At 73.6% G+C, this 14798-nt stretch carries 8 protein-coding genes; 3 read left to right on the top strand and 5 right to left on the bottom strand.

Translation table 11 applies throughout. From position 1 onward, the window contains the following. Positions 1 to 243: 243 nt before the first annotated feature. On the top strand, positions 244 to 1050 hold the full coding sequence (locus FR742_RS06250; RefSeq protein ID WP_187281022.1) for a 4'-phosphopantetheinyl transferase superfamily protein: 807 nt from the start codon (positions 244 to 246) through the stop codon (positions 1048 to 1050). Here the strand turns inward: FR742_RS06250 and FR742_RS06255 are convergent. The 5 genes from FR742_RS06255 to FR742_RS06275 are packed head-to-tail and all read right to left on the bottom strand — an operon-like array spanning position 1013 to position 12444. Next, positions 1013 to 2170 carry an acyl-CoA dehydrogenase family protein gene (locus tag FR742_RS06255; RefSeq protein WP_148030054.1) on the bottom strand — a complete coding sequence of 386 codons (1158 nt, stop codon included), beginning with the start codon at positions 2168 to 2170 and terminating at the stop codon, positions 1013 to 1015. The genes FR742_RS06250 and FR742_RS06255 overlap by 38 nt on opposite strands. Before the next feature lie 7 nt (positions 2171 to 2177). Continuing rightward, positions 2178 to 6098 (bottom strand): SDR family NAD(P)-dependent oxidoreductase, encoded by a 3921-nt coding sequence (locus FR742_RS06260; protein ID WP_148030055.1) that lies wholly within the window; start codon positions 6096 to 6098, stop codon positions 2178 to 2180. Further along, positions 6095 to 10795: a type I polyketide synthase gene (locus tag FR742_RS06265; protein WP_148030056.1), complete on the bottom strand. Its 4701-nt coding sequence runs from the start codon at positions 10793 to 10795 to the stop codon at positions 6095 to 6097. The genes FR742_RS06260 and FR742_RS06265 overlap by 4 nt, the downstream gene beginning before the upstream one ends. 43 nt (positions 10796 to 10838) lie before the next feature. Continuing rightward, positions 10839 to 11624, bottom strand: coding sequence for an ABC transporter permease (locus FR742_RS06270; RefSeq protein ID WP_148030057.1), 786 nt, complete (start codon positions 11622 to 11624; stop codon positions 10839 to 10841). Further along, on the bottom strand, positions 11614 to 12444 hold the full coding sequence (locus tag FR742_RS06275; protein WP_315970644.1) for an ABC transporter ATP-binding protein: 831 nt from the start codon (positions 12442 to 12444) through the stop codon (positions 11614 to 11616). Before FR742_RS06275 ends, FR742_RS06270 begins: the two co-directional genes overlap by 11 nt. 187 nt (positions 12445 to 12631) lie before the next feature. On the opposite strand from FR742_RS06275, the gene FR742_RS06280 reads away from it, so the two are divergent. Further along, on the top strand, positions 12632 to 13369 hold the full coding sequence (locus tag FR742_RS06280; RefSeq protein ID WP_148030059.1) for a phosphotransferase: 738 nt from the start codon (positions 12632 to 12634) through the stop codon (positions 13367 to 13369). Positions 13370 to 13419: 50 nt separating this feature from the next. Continuing rightward, the gene (locus tag FR742_RS06285) at positions 13420 to 14619 is read left to right on the top strand and encodes an acyltransferase (protein WP_187281457.1); all 1200 of its coding nucleotides are present in this window, start codon (positions 13420 to 13422) and stop codon (positions 14617 to 14619) included. The last annotated feature ends 179 nt before the right edge of the window (positions 14620 to 14798 follow it).

The raw sequence follows: 14798 nt of genomic DNA on the forward strand, positions 1-14798 counted from the left end.
GCGGCGGTGGGTGCCACGGCTTGGCGGGCCGGTTCGGACGGAGGCGTCGCGGCGGTGGGTGCCACGGCTTGGCAGGCCGGTCCGGACGGAGGCGGCGCGGCCGCGGGCGCGCGGGTCCGGCGGGTCGGTTCGGATGGAGGCGCTGCGGCCGTGGGTGCCACGGCTTGGCAGGTCGGCCCGGACGGAGGTGTCGCGGCCGGTGGTGCTCGGGTCTGGCAGGCCGGTTCGGGCGGAGATGGCGCGGTGGGTGCGCGGGTCTGGCGGGTCAACGTGGACCGTCCGGAGCGGCCGGGATGGTGGCACTGCCTGTCCGCCGCCGAGCGTGAGAAGGCCGCGGCGCTGGCCGAGCCGCTCGCGCGGCGGCGGTACGTGGCCGCGCACGCGGCCCTGCGCGCGGTCCTCGGCGAGCTGTGCGGCGTGCCCGCCGCACAGCTCGCCTTCGGCACCGACGCGTCGGGCCGCCCGTGCCTGCGGAGCTCGGGGGGAGGGTCCGACTTCAATCTGAAGGGCTCGGGGGGAGGGCCTGACTTCAACCTGGAGGGCTCGGGGGAAGGGCCCGACTTCAACCTGGAGGGCTCGGGGGAAGGGCCCGACTTCAACCTGTCCCACTCCGGGGAAGTGCCGGACTTCAACCTGTCCCACTCCGGGGAGTGGGCGCTGATCGCGGTGGCGGCGCCGGGCGGCCGGGTGGGGGTCGACGTGGAACGCGTCCGGGACGACTTCGACCATCTGGAGATGGCGCGGCGGATGTACCAGCCCGAGGAGGCCGCCCGGGTGTGCGCGGCCGGGCCCGGCGCGGGCCTGGCGGAGTACTTCCGGCTGTGGACGGCCAAGGAGGCGTACGTCAAGGCGAGCGGGGCCGGGCTGGCCGGGCTGCGCGACGTCCTCGTGCGCCCGGAAGCCGGCACGTGCGCCGAGAGCCGGGGAGGGAGCGCGCTCTCGCGTTCCCTCCCCGGCTCCCAGGTTCCCGTCCGCTGGCTGGACGTCGCTCCCGGCTACGCCGCGGCGCTGGTCACGACCGCTTCGACACCGGCACCACGTACCGGCTGAAGACCAGGTCGCGCAGCACGTCGTCGCCGCCCTCCACGATCGAGACGTACCTCATGTCGCGCAGCAGCTTGCCGATCACCGCTTCGTGGGTGTAGCCGAGGCCGCCGAACATCTCCGACGCCGCCGAGGCGATCTGCCACCCGGTCTGGCCGCAGAACATCTTCGTGGTGAGCGCCGACTTCAGCGTGCCCACCCGCATGAACTCCTCGCCGGCGTCGGGCCGGGCCGCGATGGCGTCGTAGGCGCGGGCCGCGGCCAGGCACTGGTTGGTCATGACCTCGATCTGCATCTCGAACTGGCCGAGCCGGCCGGCGAACACCGCGTTCGCCGTCAGCGGGGCGCCCTTCACCGACTTGGACTTGCCGTACTCCATGCACACGTCGCGGATGCGGCGGGCGATGCCCAGCGCGGTCGTGGCGATCAGGATGCGGCTGGCGTTCAGGCCGATCTCCAGCAGGCGCAGCCCGTTCCCGCGCAGGACGTTGCCCGCCGGGACCCGGACGCCGGACAGCGACACCTGGTAGGTCGCCGAGGAGCGCAGCCCGATCACGTCCCAGCGCTTCTCCACGGTCACGCCGGGCGCGTCGCCCGGCACCAGCACCGCCAGGTAACCGGCCGGGTCGTCGGCGGCGCGGGCGATCACCACGAGGAACCGCGCGAAGGCGGTGTTGGTGGAGAACGCCTTCTGGCCGTCCAGCACCACGGTGTCGCCCTCGCGCCGCGCGGTCGTGCCGATCCTGGCCAGCTCGCTGCCGGCCGCGTGCTCGCTGCCCAGCGTGGCGGCGAAGCCGCCGCCGGCCAGCCCGCCGAGGTGTTCCTTGCGCAGCTCCTCGCTGCCGTACCACTGCACCATGCTCGTGGTGAGCACCGGGATGAACAGGGTGAACGCCACCCCGGCGTCGGCGTAGGCCAGCTCGGAGGTGATCCTGACGCTCTCCTCCAAGCCGAGGCCGAGCCCGCCGTACTCCTCGGGCAGCCACCAGCCGGCCAGCCCGGTGCCGCCGAACCGCTCGTACAGTGGCAGCGGCGCCTCGGCCAGCGAGTCGAGGTAGGCGTCCTTGCCGGTCAGCTCCCGCCGTACGAAGCCCTGCAGGGCCCGGAGGTGGTCGGGACGGTTCATCGCCTGGTCACTCCTCTTCGTCGCGGGCGTCGAGCAGCTCGGCCAGCTGCCGCACGGTCGGGCACTCCAGGAGCCCGGTCACCGGCACCGACGCGTTCAGCGTCTTGCGGATGCGGGTCGTCAGCTCGATCGCCAGCAGGGAGTGCCCGCCCAGCTCGAAGAAGTTGTCCAGGGCCCCGATCGGCTCGATGGCGAGCACCCGCGACCAGATCTCGGCGAGCGTGGCCTCGGTGCCCTCCCGCGGCTCGACGTAGGGGTTGTTCAGCTCGGGGCGCGGGTGGCGCTCCTGGTCGTCGAGGTCCTCGCCGGCCTCGTGGATGTCGCCGGTGACCCACTGCGCGATCCTGCTGTCCAGCGAGCCGGTGGAGATGACCAGGTGCCCGACGCGGTCGGCGGCCGACAGCGCCCGTTCGAAGACGTCCACGCCCTCGGCGGGGGCCATCGCGAAGTCGATGACCGCGCCGCTGTGCCCCTCGACCCGGTCGGGGTCGATGTTCCAGGTGTCCCAGTCGACCGTGACCCAGCGCGCCCCGCCCGCGGTGCGGGTGGCGCGGACGTACGCGTCCAGCGCGGCGTTGGCGGCCGCGTACGGCGCGAGCGTCATCCCGCCGAGCACCGCCGCGATCGACGACAGCGTGATCCGGCGGTCCTGGCAGTGGTCGCCGAGCACCTTCTGCAGCACGTGGAACCCGTTCACCTTGGCGGTCAGGTGGGCGTCGCACTGCCGCCGGTCCATGAGGTGGGCGAAGTTGAAGTACGCCCCGTCCTGCACGCCCGCGCCGTGCACCGCCACGTCGATGCCGCCGAAACGCTCGACGGCCCGCTCGACGACGGCCCGCATCGCGTCCTCGTCGGCCACGTCGGCCGAGACGGCGAGCACGGTGGCGCCGCGTTCCTCCAGGTCCCTGATGTTGCGGATGTGCCGGGCCGTCCGGTCGCCCGGCGGCGCCGAGGCCAGGTGGTCGTCCCAGTCCTCCCTGGACGGCAGTTCGCTGCGGGCGGTGAGGACCAGGCGGCAGCCGTACGCGCTCGCCAGGTGCCGGGACAGGACCAGGCCGACGTCGCCGAGGCCGCCGGTGATGAGCACCGTGTCGCCGTCGCGGAACGGTCGCCGGTCCGGCTCGGGCGCCTCGATCGGGTACTGCTCGTAGTGCCGCACCCAGGTGTCGTCGCCGCGGATCGCGACCGGTCCCTCGTACGGGCAGACCGCCGCGGCCAGGATGCGGGCCGCGGCCGCCGCCGGGTCGAGGCCGCCGCCCACGTCCACGGCGCGGCAGCGCAGCCGGGGGTTCTCCTGGGCGAGGCTGGGCGCGAGCGCCCCGAGCGTGGCGTGCTCGGGGTGGCGCAGGTCGGCCCCGGCCACGCTCACCGCCTCGGGGGTGAGCAGGACCAGCTCGGCGCGGGGGGCCGAGCCGGTGTTGTCGATCAGTTCTCTGGCCAGCGCCAGCACCGAGGAGAAGCCGCGCCGCTGCTCGGCGGCGAAGTGCGCCACCGGGTCGTCGTCCGGTCCCGCCTCCTCGGCGGCCAGGCTGAACCCGTGCACGATCGCGCGCGGGGCGGCCACCAGCGAGTACATCAGCTCGGCGATGTCGTCGGCGGTGCCGATCCTGACCGTGAAGTCGCCGGCGTCGTCCTGCTCGAACCGGTCGCCGGGACGCACCGTCGTCACCTCGGCCCCGGCCTCGACCAGCCGTCCGACCAGCGCCTCGCCGTGCGGGCCGGCCGCGAACACCAGCCACGGGCCCGCCTCGCGCAGCCTCTCGTCCAGGCCCGCGACGGACAGCGGCCGCTGCCGCCAGCCGGGCAGGTACGTCCACCGCGCCCTGTCGAACGTCTTCCCGGTGCCCACCTGGGCCTGCGCCTGGTCCTTCGGCGGGTTCACCCAGTACCGGCGGCGCTGGAACGGGTAGGTCGGCAGCTCGACCCGCCGCCCGGCCCCGCCGTGCAGCTTGACCCAGTCGACGGCGGCACCGGCCTGCCAGAGCCGCGCCACGGCGCCGAGCACCCACCCGGCCGCGCCGGCCCCGTCACCAGTCCTGTAGCCCGCCCCGTCACCAGCTCGATCGCCTGCCGCGTCACCAGCCCTGTAGCCCGCCCTGTCACCAGCTTGATCGCCTGCTCCACCGCCCGCCCAGTCGCCGGGCGCGACGGTGACCGTCTCGGTGGCGTCCTCGTCGTCGGTCACGTTCACGCCGATCCCGCGCAGCCCTTCGGCCAGCGCGGCCAGCGCCGCCTCGCGTCCCGGCTCCCGCGTCCCGCCCTGGGGAGAACCCGGGCGCAGCACCGCGCCGGCCGCCGCGTGCAGCTCGGCCCACCACTCCTCGGGTACGCCGGAGTCCGGCGCGACCAGCCGCACCCGGGGGTTGCGCCGCTGGGTCTTGCCGTCGATCCAGCGTTCCGGGTCGCCGAGCGCGGCGACGGCGTCCTCGCGATCCCGGCACACCACGGCGCGCCGCCGCGCGAAGCCGCCGCGCGAGACCTGGAGCGTGAACGCCACGTCCGCGAGGTCCTCGCCGTCACCGGTGCCGAGGTGGTCGCGGAGCCGCTCGGTGAGCGCGGTCAGCGCGCCGTCGTCGGCGGCGGAGAACACCAGCAGGTGAGGGCCCGGCCGGGGAGGCCGCGCCGGCCGGAGCGGCGCCTGCTCCAGCACCACGTGCGCGTTGGTGCCGCCGAGCCCGAACGAGCTGACCCCGGCGCGGCGCGGGTGCGGGCCCGCGGGCCAGGGCCGGTGCTCCTTCAGCACGGTGAAGCGGTCGTGCGCGGTGGCCAGCGCCGGGTTCGGCGTCTCGTAGCCGGGGGTGCCGGGCAGCAGCTCGTGCTTGAGACTGAGCGCCGCCCGCATCAGCCCGGTGACGCCGGAGGCGCGGTCCAGGTGGCCCAGGCTCGGCTTGACCGACCCCAGCACGCTCGGCGTCTCGCCGGCCTGGGTGAACACCCGGTTCATCGCCGCCAGCTCGATGGAGTCGCCCAGCATGGTGCCCGTCGCGTGGCACTCGACGTAGCCGACGGTCTCGGGCTTGACCCCGGCCACGCCCAGCGCCGACTCGATCACCTCGGCCTGCCCGTCCACCCCGGGCGCCGTGTAGCCGGCCCGCAGCCGGCCGTCGTTGTTGGACGCCGAGCCGAGGATCACCGCGTGGATGACGTCGCCGTCCGCGAGCGCGTCGGACATGCGCTTGAGCGCGACCGCGCCCGCGCCGCTGCCCATCACGGTGCCGCTCGCCTCGGCGTCGAAGCTGCGCACCCGCCCGTCGGGCGACATGATGCCGCCCTGCTCGTACAGGTAGCCGGACGGCTGGGGGAGCGGCGTGAACGCGCCGCCCGCCACCGCGACGTCGCACTCGTACGTCAGCAGGCTCTGGCAGGCCAGGTGCACCGAGACCAGCGAGGTGGAGCAGAACGTCTGCACCGACACGGCCGGCCCGCGCAGGCCCAGCTTGTAGGAGACCAGCGAGGCCAGCGAGTCGCGCTCGTTGCCGATCGCCGCCAGCAGCGCCCCGCCCGGCTGGGCGGACAGGTGGCGGATGTTCTGCACGATGTAGTCGGGGAAGCCGCAGCCGCCGAACACCGCGACCTGGCCGGGCACGTCGGTGGGGCAGTAGCCCGCGCTCTCCAGGGCCTCCCACGAGCACTCCAGGAACAACCGGTGCTGCGGGTCCATCATCTCGGCCTCGCGCGGGTTCACCCCGAAGACGGTGGCGTCGAAGGTGTCCAGGCCCTCCAGCGGGCCGCCGACGCGGACGTAGCGCGGGTCGGCCAGCATCCCCGGCTCGACCCCGGCGTCCCGCAGCTCCTCGTCGGTGATCGTACGCAGGCCCTTGACTCCGGCGAGCAGGTTGCGCCACAGGCCGGCGACGTCCGCGGCGCCGGGGAAGCGGCCGGACATGCCGATCAGCGCGACCGCGGAGTCGTAGTCGGTTTCAGTCATGAGGTCCTTCCGCTCCTGAGCATGTTGCGTCGCTGGGCGATGCGGGATCGCTGCTGTTCACGCTCCTCCGCCGGCGGTTCCCCGGACTCCTGGCCCGCGCGGGCCGCCTCGGCGAGCGAGGCGATGGTGGGCGCCTGGTAGAGGATGTGCGGAGGCAGGTACGACAGCTCCAGCGCCCGCCTGACCTCGGCGATGATCTCCATCCCGAGCAGCGAGTTGCCGCCCAGCTCGAAGAAGTTGTCGTGCACGCCGACCTGCTCCAGGCCGAGCGCCTCGGACCAGACACCGGCGATGGTCTCCTCGGTGGGCGACTGCGGCTCCACGTACGCCGTCGACAGGTCGGGTCTCGGGTGCCGCCCGAAGGCGTCCCTGATCTTCTTGACCGTCGCCTGGTGGCTCTCGATGGACGACTTGCGGCTCATCGCCACCATCGGGGCGAAGTCCTGCGTGGAGGCCACCACGTGCCGTTCGCCGCTGGCCAGCACCCGCAGCAGCGTCTGCCAGCCCTGGTCGAAGGTGAGGCCGAAGTTCTCGCGGTACCACTCGAAGTACTGCTTGGAGCCCTCGTCGTAGTTGTCCAGGCCGTCGGTCCAGCCGTTCCAGGTCCACTCGCACCAGTCGATCGAGGTGACCGCCACGCCGGGCAGGGTCCCGGCCAGGGCGAAGGAGTCCAGGAAGGCGTTGGCCGCGCAGTAGTCGACCTGGCCGGCGCCGCCGCCGGTGGCCGAGGTGGTGGAGGAGAACAGCGCCAGGAAGTCCACCGGCACCTCGCGCAGCACCCGCGCCAGGGCGAGGGTGCCGCCGACCTTGGGTGCCAGCACCCGCTCCATGTCGGCGACGGTCTTGAACTGCATGAGCCCGACCGCGGGCACCCCGGCGCAGTGCAGCACGCCGTTCAGCTCGCCGAACCGCTCGATCGCGGCGCCGACCGCGCGGCGCACGTCCTCGACCTTGGACACGTCGCCGGCGGCGGTGAGCACCTCGACGCCGGACGCCTCCAGACGGCGCAGGCCCTCCAGGCGCCTGCGGACCTCGCCCGCGGTGCTCTCCGCGCTCAGGATGGCGTCCCACTGCTCGCGTGGCGGCACCGGCGTGCGGCCGAGCAGCACCAGCCGCGCCTGGTACTGCTCGGCCAGCCGTTCGGCCATCGCCAGCCCGATGCCGCCGAGACCGCCGGTCACCAGGTAGACGCCGCCGCGCCGGACGCTCGCCGCCGGGGCGGCCGCCTCGATCACCGAGGCGTCCAGCGCTTCGTAGTCGGGGATCCAGCGGTGGCCGCCGCGCAGCGCGACGACCTGGTCCTCGGGCTCGGCCCGCAGTTCGGCCAGCAGAGCGGCGCCGCCGCCGGCGTCGAGGTCGATCAGCCGGGTCCGCACCCTCGGGTACTCCACCGGGATCAGCCGGGTCGGGCCGAGCAGGGTGCCGCGCTCGGCGTGCACCGCCTCGCCCGCGTGCACCCGGTGGCTGCCCGCCGTGACGATGTCCAGCGACCATCCGGGCAGGCCGAGGTCACCGGCCGCGCGGGCCAGCGCCACCAGCGTGTACAGGCCGCGCCGCAGGCACTCCTCGGCCGGCGGGTCCTCGGGGCGCGGCGCGGCGTCGTCCGCCGTCCACAGGTGCACGACCCGCTCGGGGAACCAGTCGCGGCCCGCCAGCTCGCGCAGCGCCGTCAGGGTGTCGTCCGGTGAGCCGGGGCGCAGCCGGAAGCCGTCGGGGCCGCTCTCGTAGCGCTCGCCCGGCCGCACCAGCACGACCTCGCGGCCCTGCGCCGCCAGGTGGGCCAGCAGCGGCGCGGCCAGCGTGTCGGCGAACCCCTCGTCGGTGTAGACCAGCCAGCGGGCGGCCTCCTCGGCGCGGGCCGGCCGCGTCGTGGTCTGCCGCCAGGTGGGCAGGTGGATCCAGCGGGTGTCGGGCAGCCTCGGGTACGCCTTGGCGATGCTCGTCGGATCGCTCTCGTCGAACGCGGGAGTCCCGCTCGCCAGCGCGCTCTCGTCGATGTCGAGCCAGTACTCCTGGTGCTCGAACGGGTAGGTCGGCAGCGGCACCCGGCCGGGCGACCAGCCCGCGTCGTCGTGCAGCGCGGCCCAGTCGACGGGCACGCCGGTCAGCCAGAGCTTGCCGACGGCGGTGGCCAGCGCCGCGCCGGCGTCCTGCGGGTCGTTGGCGGCCGGCAGGGTGGTCACGATCAGCGGCCACTGGGCGCGGTCGCAGCCGGGGTGGCCGCGCGTCAGCGCGCCCAGCGACTGCCCGGGGCCGATCTCGGCGAGCGCCAGGTCGGCGCCGAGCACGTGGCCGAGCCCCTGGCCGAACTCGACCGTCTCGCACATGTGCCTGGCCCAGTAGCCGGGGTCGCCCACCAGCTCCGCGGTGGCGAGCTCGCCGGTGACGTTGCTGACGTAGGGCAGCTCGGGCGCGCGCAGCGTCACGTTCTCCTTGATCCAGGCGGTCAGCTCTTCGGCGAGCGGAGCCAGCATCCGGGAGTGGTACGCGTGCGTGGTCTCCAGCCTGCGGTGGCCGATCCGCGCCTCCAGCAGCAGCGCGGCCGCCGCCTCCACGGTCTCGGCCGGGCCCGCGAGCACCACCTGCGAGCCGGTGCGCACCGCCACGTCCAGGTCGCGCATGATCGGCTCGCCCAGCACGACGCGCAGCCGGCGCTCGTCGGCGGAGATCGCGAGCATCGCGCCCTCGGGCTGCGAGGCGATCAGCCTGGCCCGGTGGGCGACCAGCCGCACCGCGTCGGGCAGGGACATGACACCCGCCAGGCAGGCGGCGACGTACTCGCCGAGGCTGTAGCCGATCATGATCTCCGGCGTCAGCCCCCAGCGGATCAGCTGCCGCGCCAGCGCGTACTCCGCGACGAAGATGGCCGGCTGGACCAGATGGGCGTCCGTCGTGGACGCCGGCGCGGGAGCGGCCCTGCCCAGCAGCCCGGCCAGGTCGCCGGCCGCCCGGTCGCGCTCGGCGGGCACGAACACGTCGGACAGCTGCGCGGCCTCGGTGAACCCGAGCACGGCCAGGCACTCGTCCACGTCGGCGCGGAAGGCGGGCTCCTCGGCGTACAGGGAGGCCACCATGCCGGGGTACTGCTCGCCCACCCCGGCGATCAGGAAGCCCACCTTCCTGCCCGTCGTCGCGTCGTTGCGTCCCAGCGGCCCGGCCGGGTCGGCGAGCCGCCCGGCGGCCTCGCCGGTGGAGCCGGCGACCACGAACCGGCGGTGGTTGAAGACCTTGCGGCCGACCTGCAGCGTGTACGCGACGTCGCCGAGGTCGTCCGGCGCGTCCGCCAGCCGCCCGGCGAGCCTGGCGCACGCCTGCTCGGCGGCGGCGGCGGACCGCGCCGACAGCGGCAGGATCTGCCAGCGGCGCGACCGGGTGGTGCGCTCGGCGGGCAGGGGCGCCTCGGTGACGATGGCGTGCGCGTTGGTGCCGCCCATGCCGAGCGAGCTGATGCCGGCGATGCGCGGCCGGTCGGGGGTGCGCCGCCAGGGCGTGGTGCCGGCGGTGACCCGGAACGGGCTGTCGCCGAAGTCGATCTCGGGGTTCGGGGAGCGGTAGTGCAGGGTGCCGGGGATCAGCTCGTTCCGCAGCGACTGGACGACCTTGATCAGGCCGGTCACGCCGGACGCCCTGTCGAGGTGGCCGACGTTGGGCTTGATCGAGCCGAGCACGCAGTACTGCTTCTCCTTCGTCGGCCCGAAGGCCCTGGTCAGCGCCGCGACCTCCATGGGGTCGCCGACCTCGGTCGCGGTGCCGTGCGCCTCGACGTAGGAGATGTCGGACGGGTCCACGCCCGCCTTGGCGAGGGCGGCGGAGACGCAGCGGCGCTGGCCGTCGATGCTGGGCGCCAGGTAGCTGAACTTCATCGCGCCGTCGTTGTTGATGGCCGAGGCGCGGATCACGGCGAGCACGGTGTCGCGGTCGGCCACCGCGTCCGACAGCCGCTTCAGCGCCACGACCGCCGCTCCGTCGCCGAACATGCTGCCCCGGCCCTCGGCGTCGAAGGTCCGCACGTGCCCGTCGGGCGACTCCTGCCCGCCTTCCTCCCACAGGTAGCCGGTGCGGTCGGGGATGCGCACGGACACGCCCCCGGCCAGCGCCATGTCGCACTCGCCGCGGCGCAGGCTCTCGCTCGCCAGGTGCACCGCCACCAGGGACGTGGAGCAGAACGTCTGCACGGTGACGCTCGGCCCGCCGAGGTCCAGCCGGAAGGAGACGTTCGTGGCCAGCGAGTCCTTGTCGTTGCCGATCATCAGGGCGGAGGTGTCGATGCCCATCGCGAAGGCCCGCAGGCGGGTGAGCAGGTAGCCGCTGATGTTCATGCCGGCGAAGACGCCCACGGTGCCGCGGCCCTCGGGGGCGGCGTAGCCCGCCGACTCCAGCGCCTCCCACACGCATTCCAGGAAGATGCGCTGCTGCGGGTCGGCCAGGGTCGCCTCGCGCGGGTTGTAGCCGAAGAACCCGGCGTCGAAGCCCCGCACGTCGTCGAGGACGGGCCGTAGCCGGACGTAGTTGGGTTGCTGGTAGACCGCGGCGTCGACCCCGGCGGCGGAGAGCTCCTCGTCGGTGAACCGGGTGAAGGACTCCACACCTGTGCTGATGTTGCGCCAGAACGTCTCGACGTCGGACGCGCCGGGGAAGCGGCCGGCCATGCCGACGATCGCCACGTCTCCCGCGCCCGGTGGTCGGTGCTCATCCATTCGACGTGCCCCTCTTCACTGAAGTCGCCATTGCTTACTCGCCTCAGATCAGCCCGCCGCGGCCCCAGCCGCGGGCCAGCCGCCGGGCCGCGAACGCGCCCGCCGCCAGGCCGATCGCCAGCAGGATCGCGGCGGACGGCAGCATGCCCGCCAGGTCGCCGCGCACCGCGGCCTGCATCAGGTTCAGCGCCCAGTAGCCGGGCGAGGCGGGCGCCACGAGCTGCGCCCACTCGGGCATCAGGCTCAGCGGCACCAGGGCGCCGCCCAGGGAGCTGAGCGTCAGCGCGCCCACGTCGCAGATCACGCTGAGCTCGCCGTGGCTGCGCACGATCGCGGCGAGCAGCGCGCCGAGCGCGAGCAGCGCGAAGGCCCAGATCAGGATCGCCGCCAGCACGTAGTGCGGCGCGCTGGGCACGGGCAGCCCGATGACCAGGCACCCGTACGTCAGCAGCAGCACCTGCTGTACCACCATGATCGCGAAGATCGGCAGGATCTTGCCCACCAGCAGCTCGGCGGCCGCGGCCCGGCTCACGCGCAGCCTGTCCCAGGTGCGCCAGGTGCGCTCGGACAGGATGGCGTTGCCGGCCAGCGAGATCGCGAACACCGAGAACATCACCATGAGTCCGGTGGACACCTGGGTGGCGCCCCCGTCGACCGCCCGCACGTACAGGGGCTTGAGCACCAGCATGAGGACCATCGGCATGACCACGTAGCTGATCGCCTGGCCCGGGTCGCGCAGCCGGATGATCGTGTTGTGCCTGGCCATCGCGGAGATCCGGTAGAGCGCGTCGAACGCGCCCGCCGGGCGCGGCACGCTGTCAACAAGCATCGTGGACCGCCAGGGATCTGTAGAGGTCGTCGAGGGACGGGTGGCGCACGTCGACCGAGCTGATCGGGCGGTCGAGGCGGCCAAGCAGCTCGATCAGCGTCGCCGTGGGCTCGGTGGTGGAGACGGAGATCTCCTCCTCGTCCTCCAGCGTCACCCGGACCTCGCCCGGCAGGTCCTTGGCCAGGTCCTCGTAGGTGCCCCTGGCGATGACCCGGCCGTTCTGCGCGACCGCGATCGTCGCCTGCAGCTCGGTCAGCTCGGGGAGGTAGTGGGTGGTGTAGACGACCGCCGCGCCCTCGCCGGCGCGCTGCTTGACCACGTCGAGCATGGCCTGCCGCGTCTCCAGGTCGGCGCCCGCGGTCGGCTCGTCGAGCAGCAGCAGGGCCGGCCGGTGCACGAGCGCGGTCGCGGCCTGGGTGCGCCGCTGCTGGCCGCCGGAGAGCTTCCCGGTCCGCCTGTCCATGATCTCCGAGAGCCGCAGGATGCCGGCGAGGTCGTCGATGGCCGCGCTCAGCGCCGCCGGCCTCAGCCCGGCGAGCCTGCCGAACAGCTCCAGGTGCTCGCGCACCGTGACGGAGGGATAGAGGGCGATGTGCTGGGGTGCGACGCCGACCTGGCCGCGCGTGGCGGACGGCGGTTTACCGTCAATGGTCACGTGACCGCTGTCGGGGCGGATCAAATCGGAGACGATTTCCACAAAGGTCGTCTTGCCCGCACCATTGTGCCCGACCAGTCCCACGATTTCACCGGCTGCCACATTCAGTGTGAATCCGTCGAGGGCTTGCACCGTGCCGTACCGCTTGACGAGATCGGTTACCACCAGCAATGTGTCACCTCCTCAGATGCCACACCATTAGGATTTGAATAATCCGATATACGCGATCGCCGGATGTTCCCTCTCACGATAGCCACGAACGCGGGCATGGCCGGTGGCAACAAGTTGCCGCAAAAAGCGGTCAACGGCCGTCGATTCCGGCCCGGCATCCTTACTGACTAATCTGACAAATATGCGTGTGGGCACCCTGATCGCATCCGGGCACGACTGCCTCGTCTTCGAGGCGGGCGCGGGCAAGGTCGTCAAGCGTTCCAGGCACGGACGCAGCCTGGAGCAGGAGGCGTCGATCATGCGCCACGCCCGCAGGAACGGGATCCCGACGCCCGAGGTCTTCGACGCCGACGGGCCCGACCTGCTGATGGAGCGCCTGGAGGGCCCGAGCCTGAGGGAGACGGCGCTGCGGCGCCCCGACCGCCTCGCGTCGTACGGCCGGCTCCTCGCCGAGCTGCTGCGCACGGTGGCGCGGGTGCGCGCGCCCGGCTGGCTCCAGGGCGCCGGGGGCTGCCCCGGCAACCGGCTGCTCCACCTGGACCTGCATCCCGCCAACGTCATCGTCACCGCCGCCGGGCCGCGCATCGTCGACTGGGCCAACGCCGCCAGGGGAGCGCCGGGCGCCGACGTCGCCTGCACCTGGCTCATCCTCGCCACCACCGCCGTGCCCGAGGCGCCGGTGCCGAACTGGCAGGAGATCATGCTCGGCGCGTTCCTGGACGCCGTCGACGTCGCCGCCGCGCGGCCGTACCTGCGCGTGACCGCCGCCCGATGGCGCGCGGACCGCGCCATCGAGCCGGCGGAACAGGCCGAGATCGACGCCTTCCTGTCCGGCGGGAAGCTCTGGGCCGAGGGAGGCAACAGGATGAACGAGCAGCCAGGGGCGCCCGCCCGCTACGAGAAGGTCCGGGGCACGTGATCGTGGAACCGCGCCCGGCCTCACCCGCCGACGGGGAGACCGTGCCCCCCGTGCCCCCCGTGCCCCCCGCGTCCCCCACGCGCCGGAGCGAGCTCGACTCGATCCGGGTGCTGGTGGTCGTCGGGCTGGTGTTCTTCCACGCGGCGCTGGTCTTCGACGCCTCCGACGACTTCTACGTACGCAACGCCGAGACCACCGGGGCGTCCATCGTCGTCTCCGCCCTCGGGGTGGTGTGGGCGATGCCGATCCTCTTCCTCATCGCGGGCTTCGGCGCCTGGCACTCGCTGCGCCGCCGCGGTCCGGCGGGCTTCACCGCCGAGCGGCTGCTGCGGCTGGGCGTGCCGCTGGTCTTCGGCACGCTCACGATCGTGCCGGTGCCGCAGTGGCTGCGGCTGCGCGCCGATCCCGGCTACCACGAGTCCTACCTGGCCTTCCTGCCGCGCTTCTTCGAGGCCCGGTTCGACCTGGCCGAGTTCCCCTTCGTGCTGCAGGGCGAGCACTTCGAGACAGGGCACCTGTGGTTCATGCTGCTGCTGCTGGTGTTCGCCCTCATGCTCGCGGCCGTGGCGCGCTGGTTCCCCGCCGGCCGGGCCCGCGCGATCGGCGACCGGCTCGCCGCCGTCGCCGCCGGGCGTCGCGGCGCGCTGCTGGCGGCCGCGGTGCCGGTGTCGCTGCTCAGTGCGCTGGCCGGGCTGGAACAGGAGTACGCCGGGTGGAGCCGCTGGGCGTACCTGCTGTTCTTCTGCTACGGCTTCGTGCTCGCGGCCGACGACCGCTTCCGCGCCGCGATCCGCCGCGACGCGCCGCTGGCCGCCGCCGTCGGCCTGGCGCTGCCCGTGGTCGGCCTGCCCATGTTCCTGCTCGCCGGCGGCGACCCCTTCACCGACCTGACCCCCATGGCCGCCGTCGCGCGTGCCATGTACGGCGCGGCGGGCTGGTGCCTGCTGGTCGGCATCCTCGGCCTGCTCGACCGCCGCGCCGCCGCCCGGCCCCCCGCCACGCGCCCGCGGGGCGGGGCCCGCCGCCGCGTCTACGCCTATCTGGCGGCGGGCGTGCTTCCTCTGTACGTCCTGCACCAGCCCATCGTGGTCGCGGTCGCGTACGGGGTGGTCAGGCTGGACGCGCCGATCGTCGTCAAATATCCGCTGATCGTGGCCGCGTCCCTGGTCCTCACGGTCGCCGCCTACGACCTCCTGGTACGGCGCACCCGGGTCACCCGTTTCCTGTTCGGCATGCGCGACGGACGCTGACCCCGATCACCTTTTGTCGGGTGTTCACCTGACACGCCAGCATTCGCGCAGTCCGTAGGCTCTGCTGCGGTGCGGGGGTTGACGGCGGAGCGTGCCCGCCGGCCGAGAGACCGTCCGAACCGCTCAGCCGCTGGACGATTCGCGAGAGGTCCCGATGTCCACCCCATACCCGCCCTCCT

Origin of the sequence: Nonomuraea sp. C10, from assembly GCF_008017515.1 — a bacterium.
In the GTDB taxonomy this organism is placed as follows: domain Bacteria; phylum Actinomycetota; class Actinomycetes; order Streptosporangiales; family Streptosporangiaceae; genus Nonomuraea; species Nonomuraea ferruginea.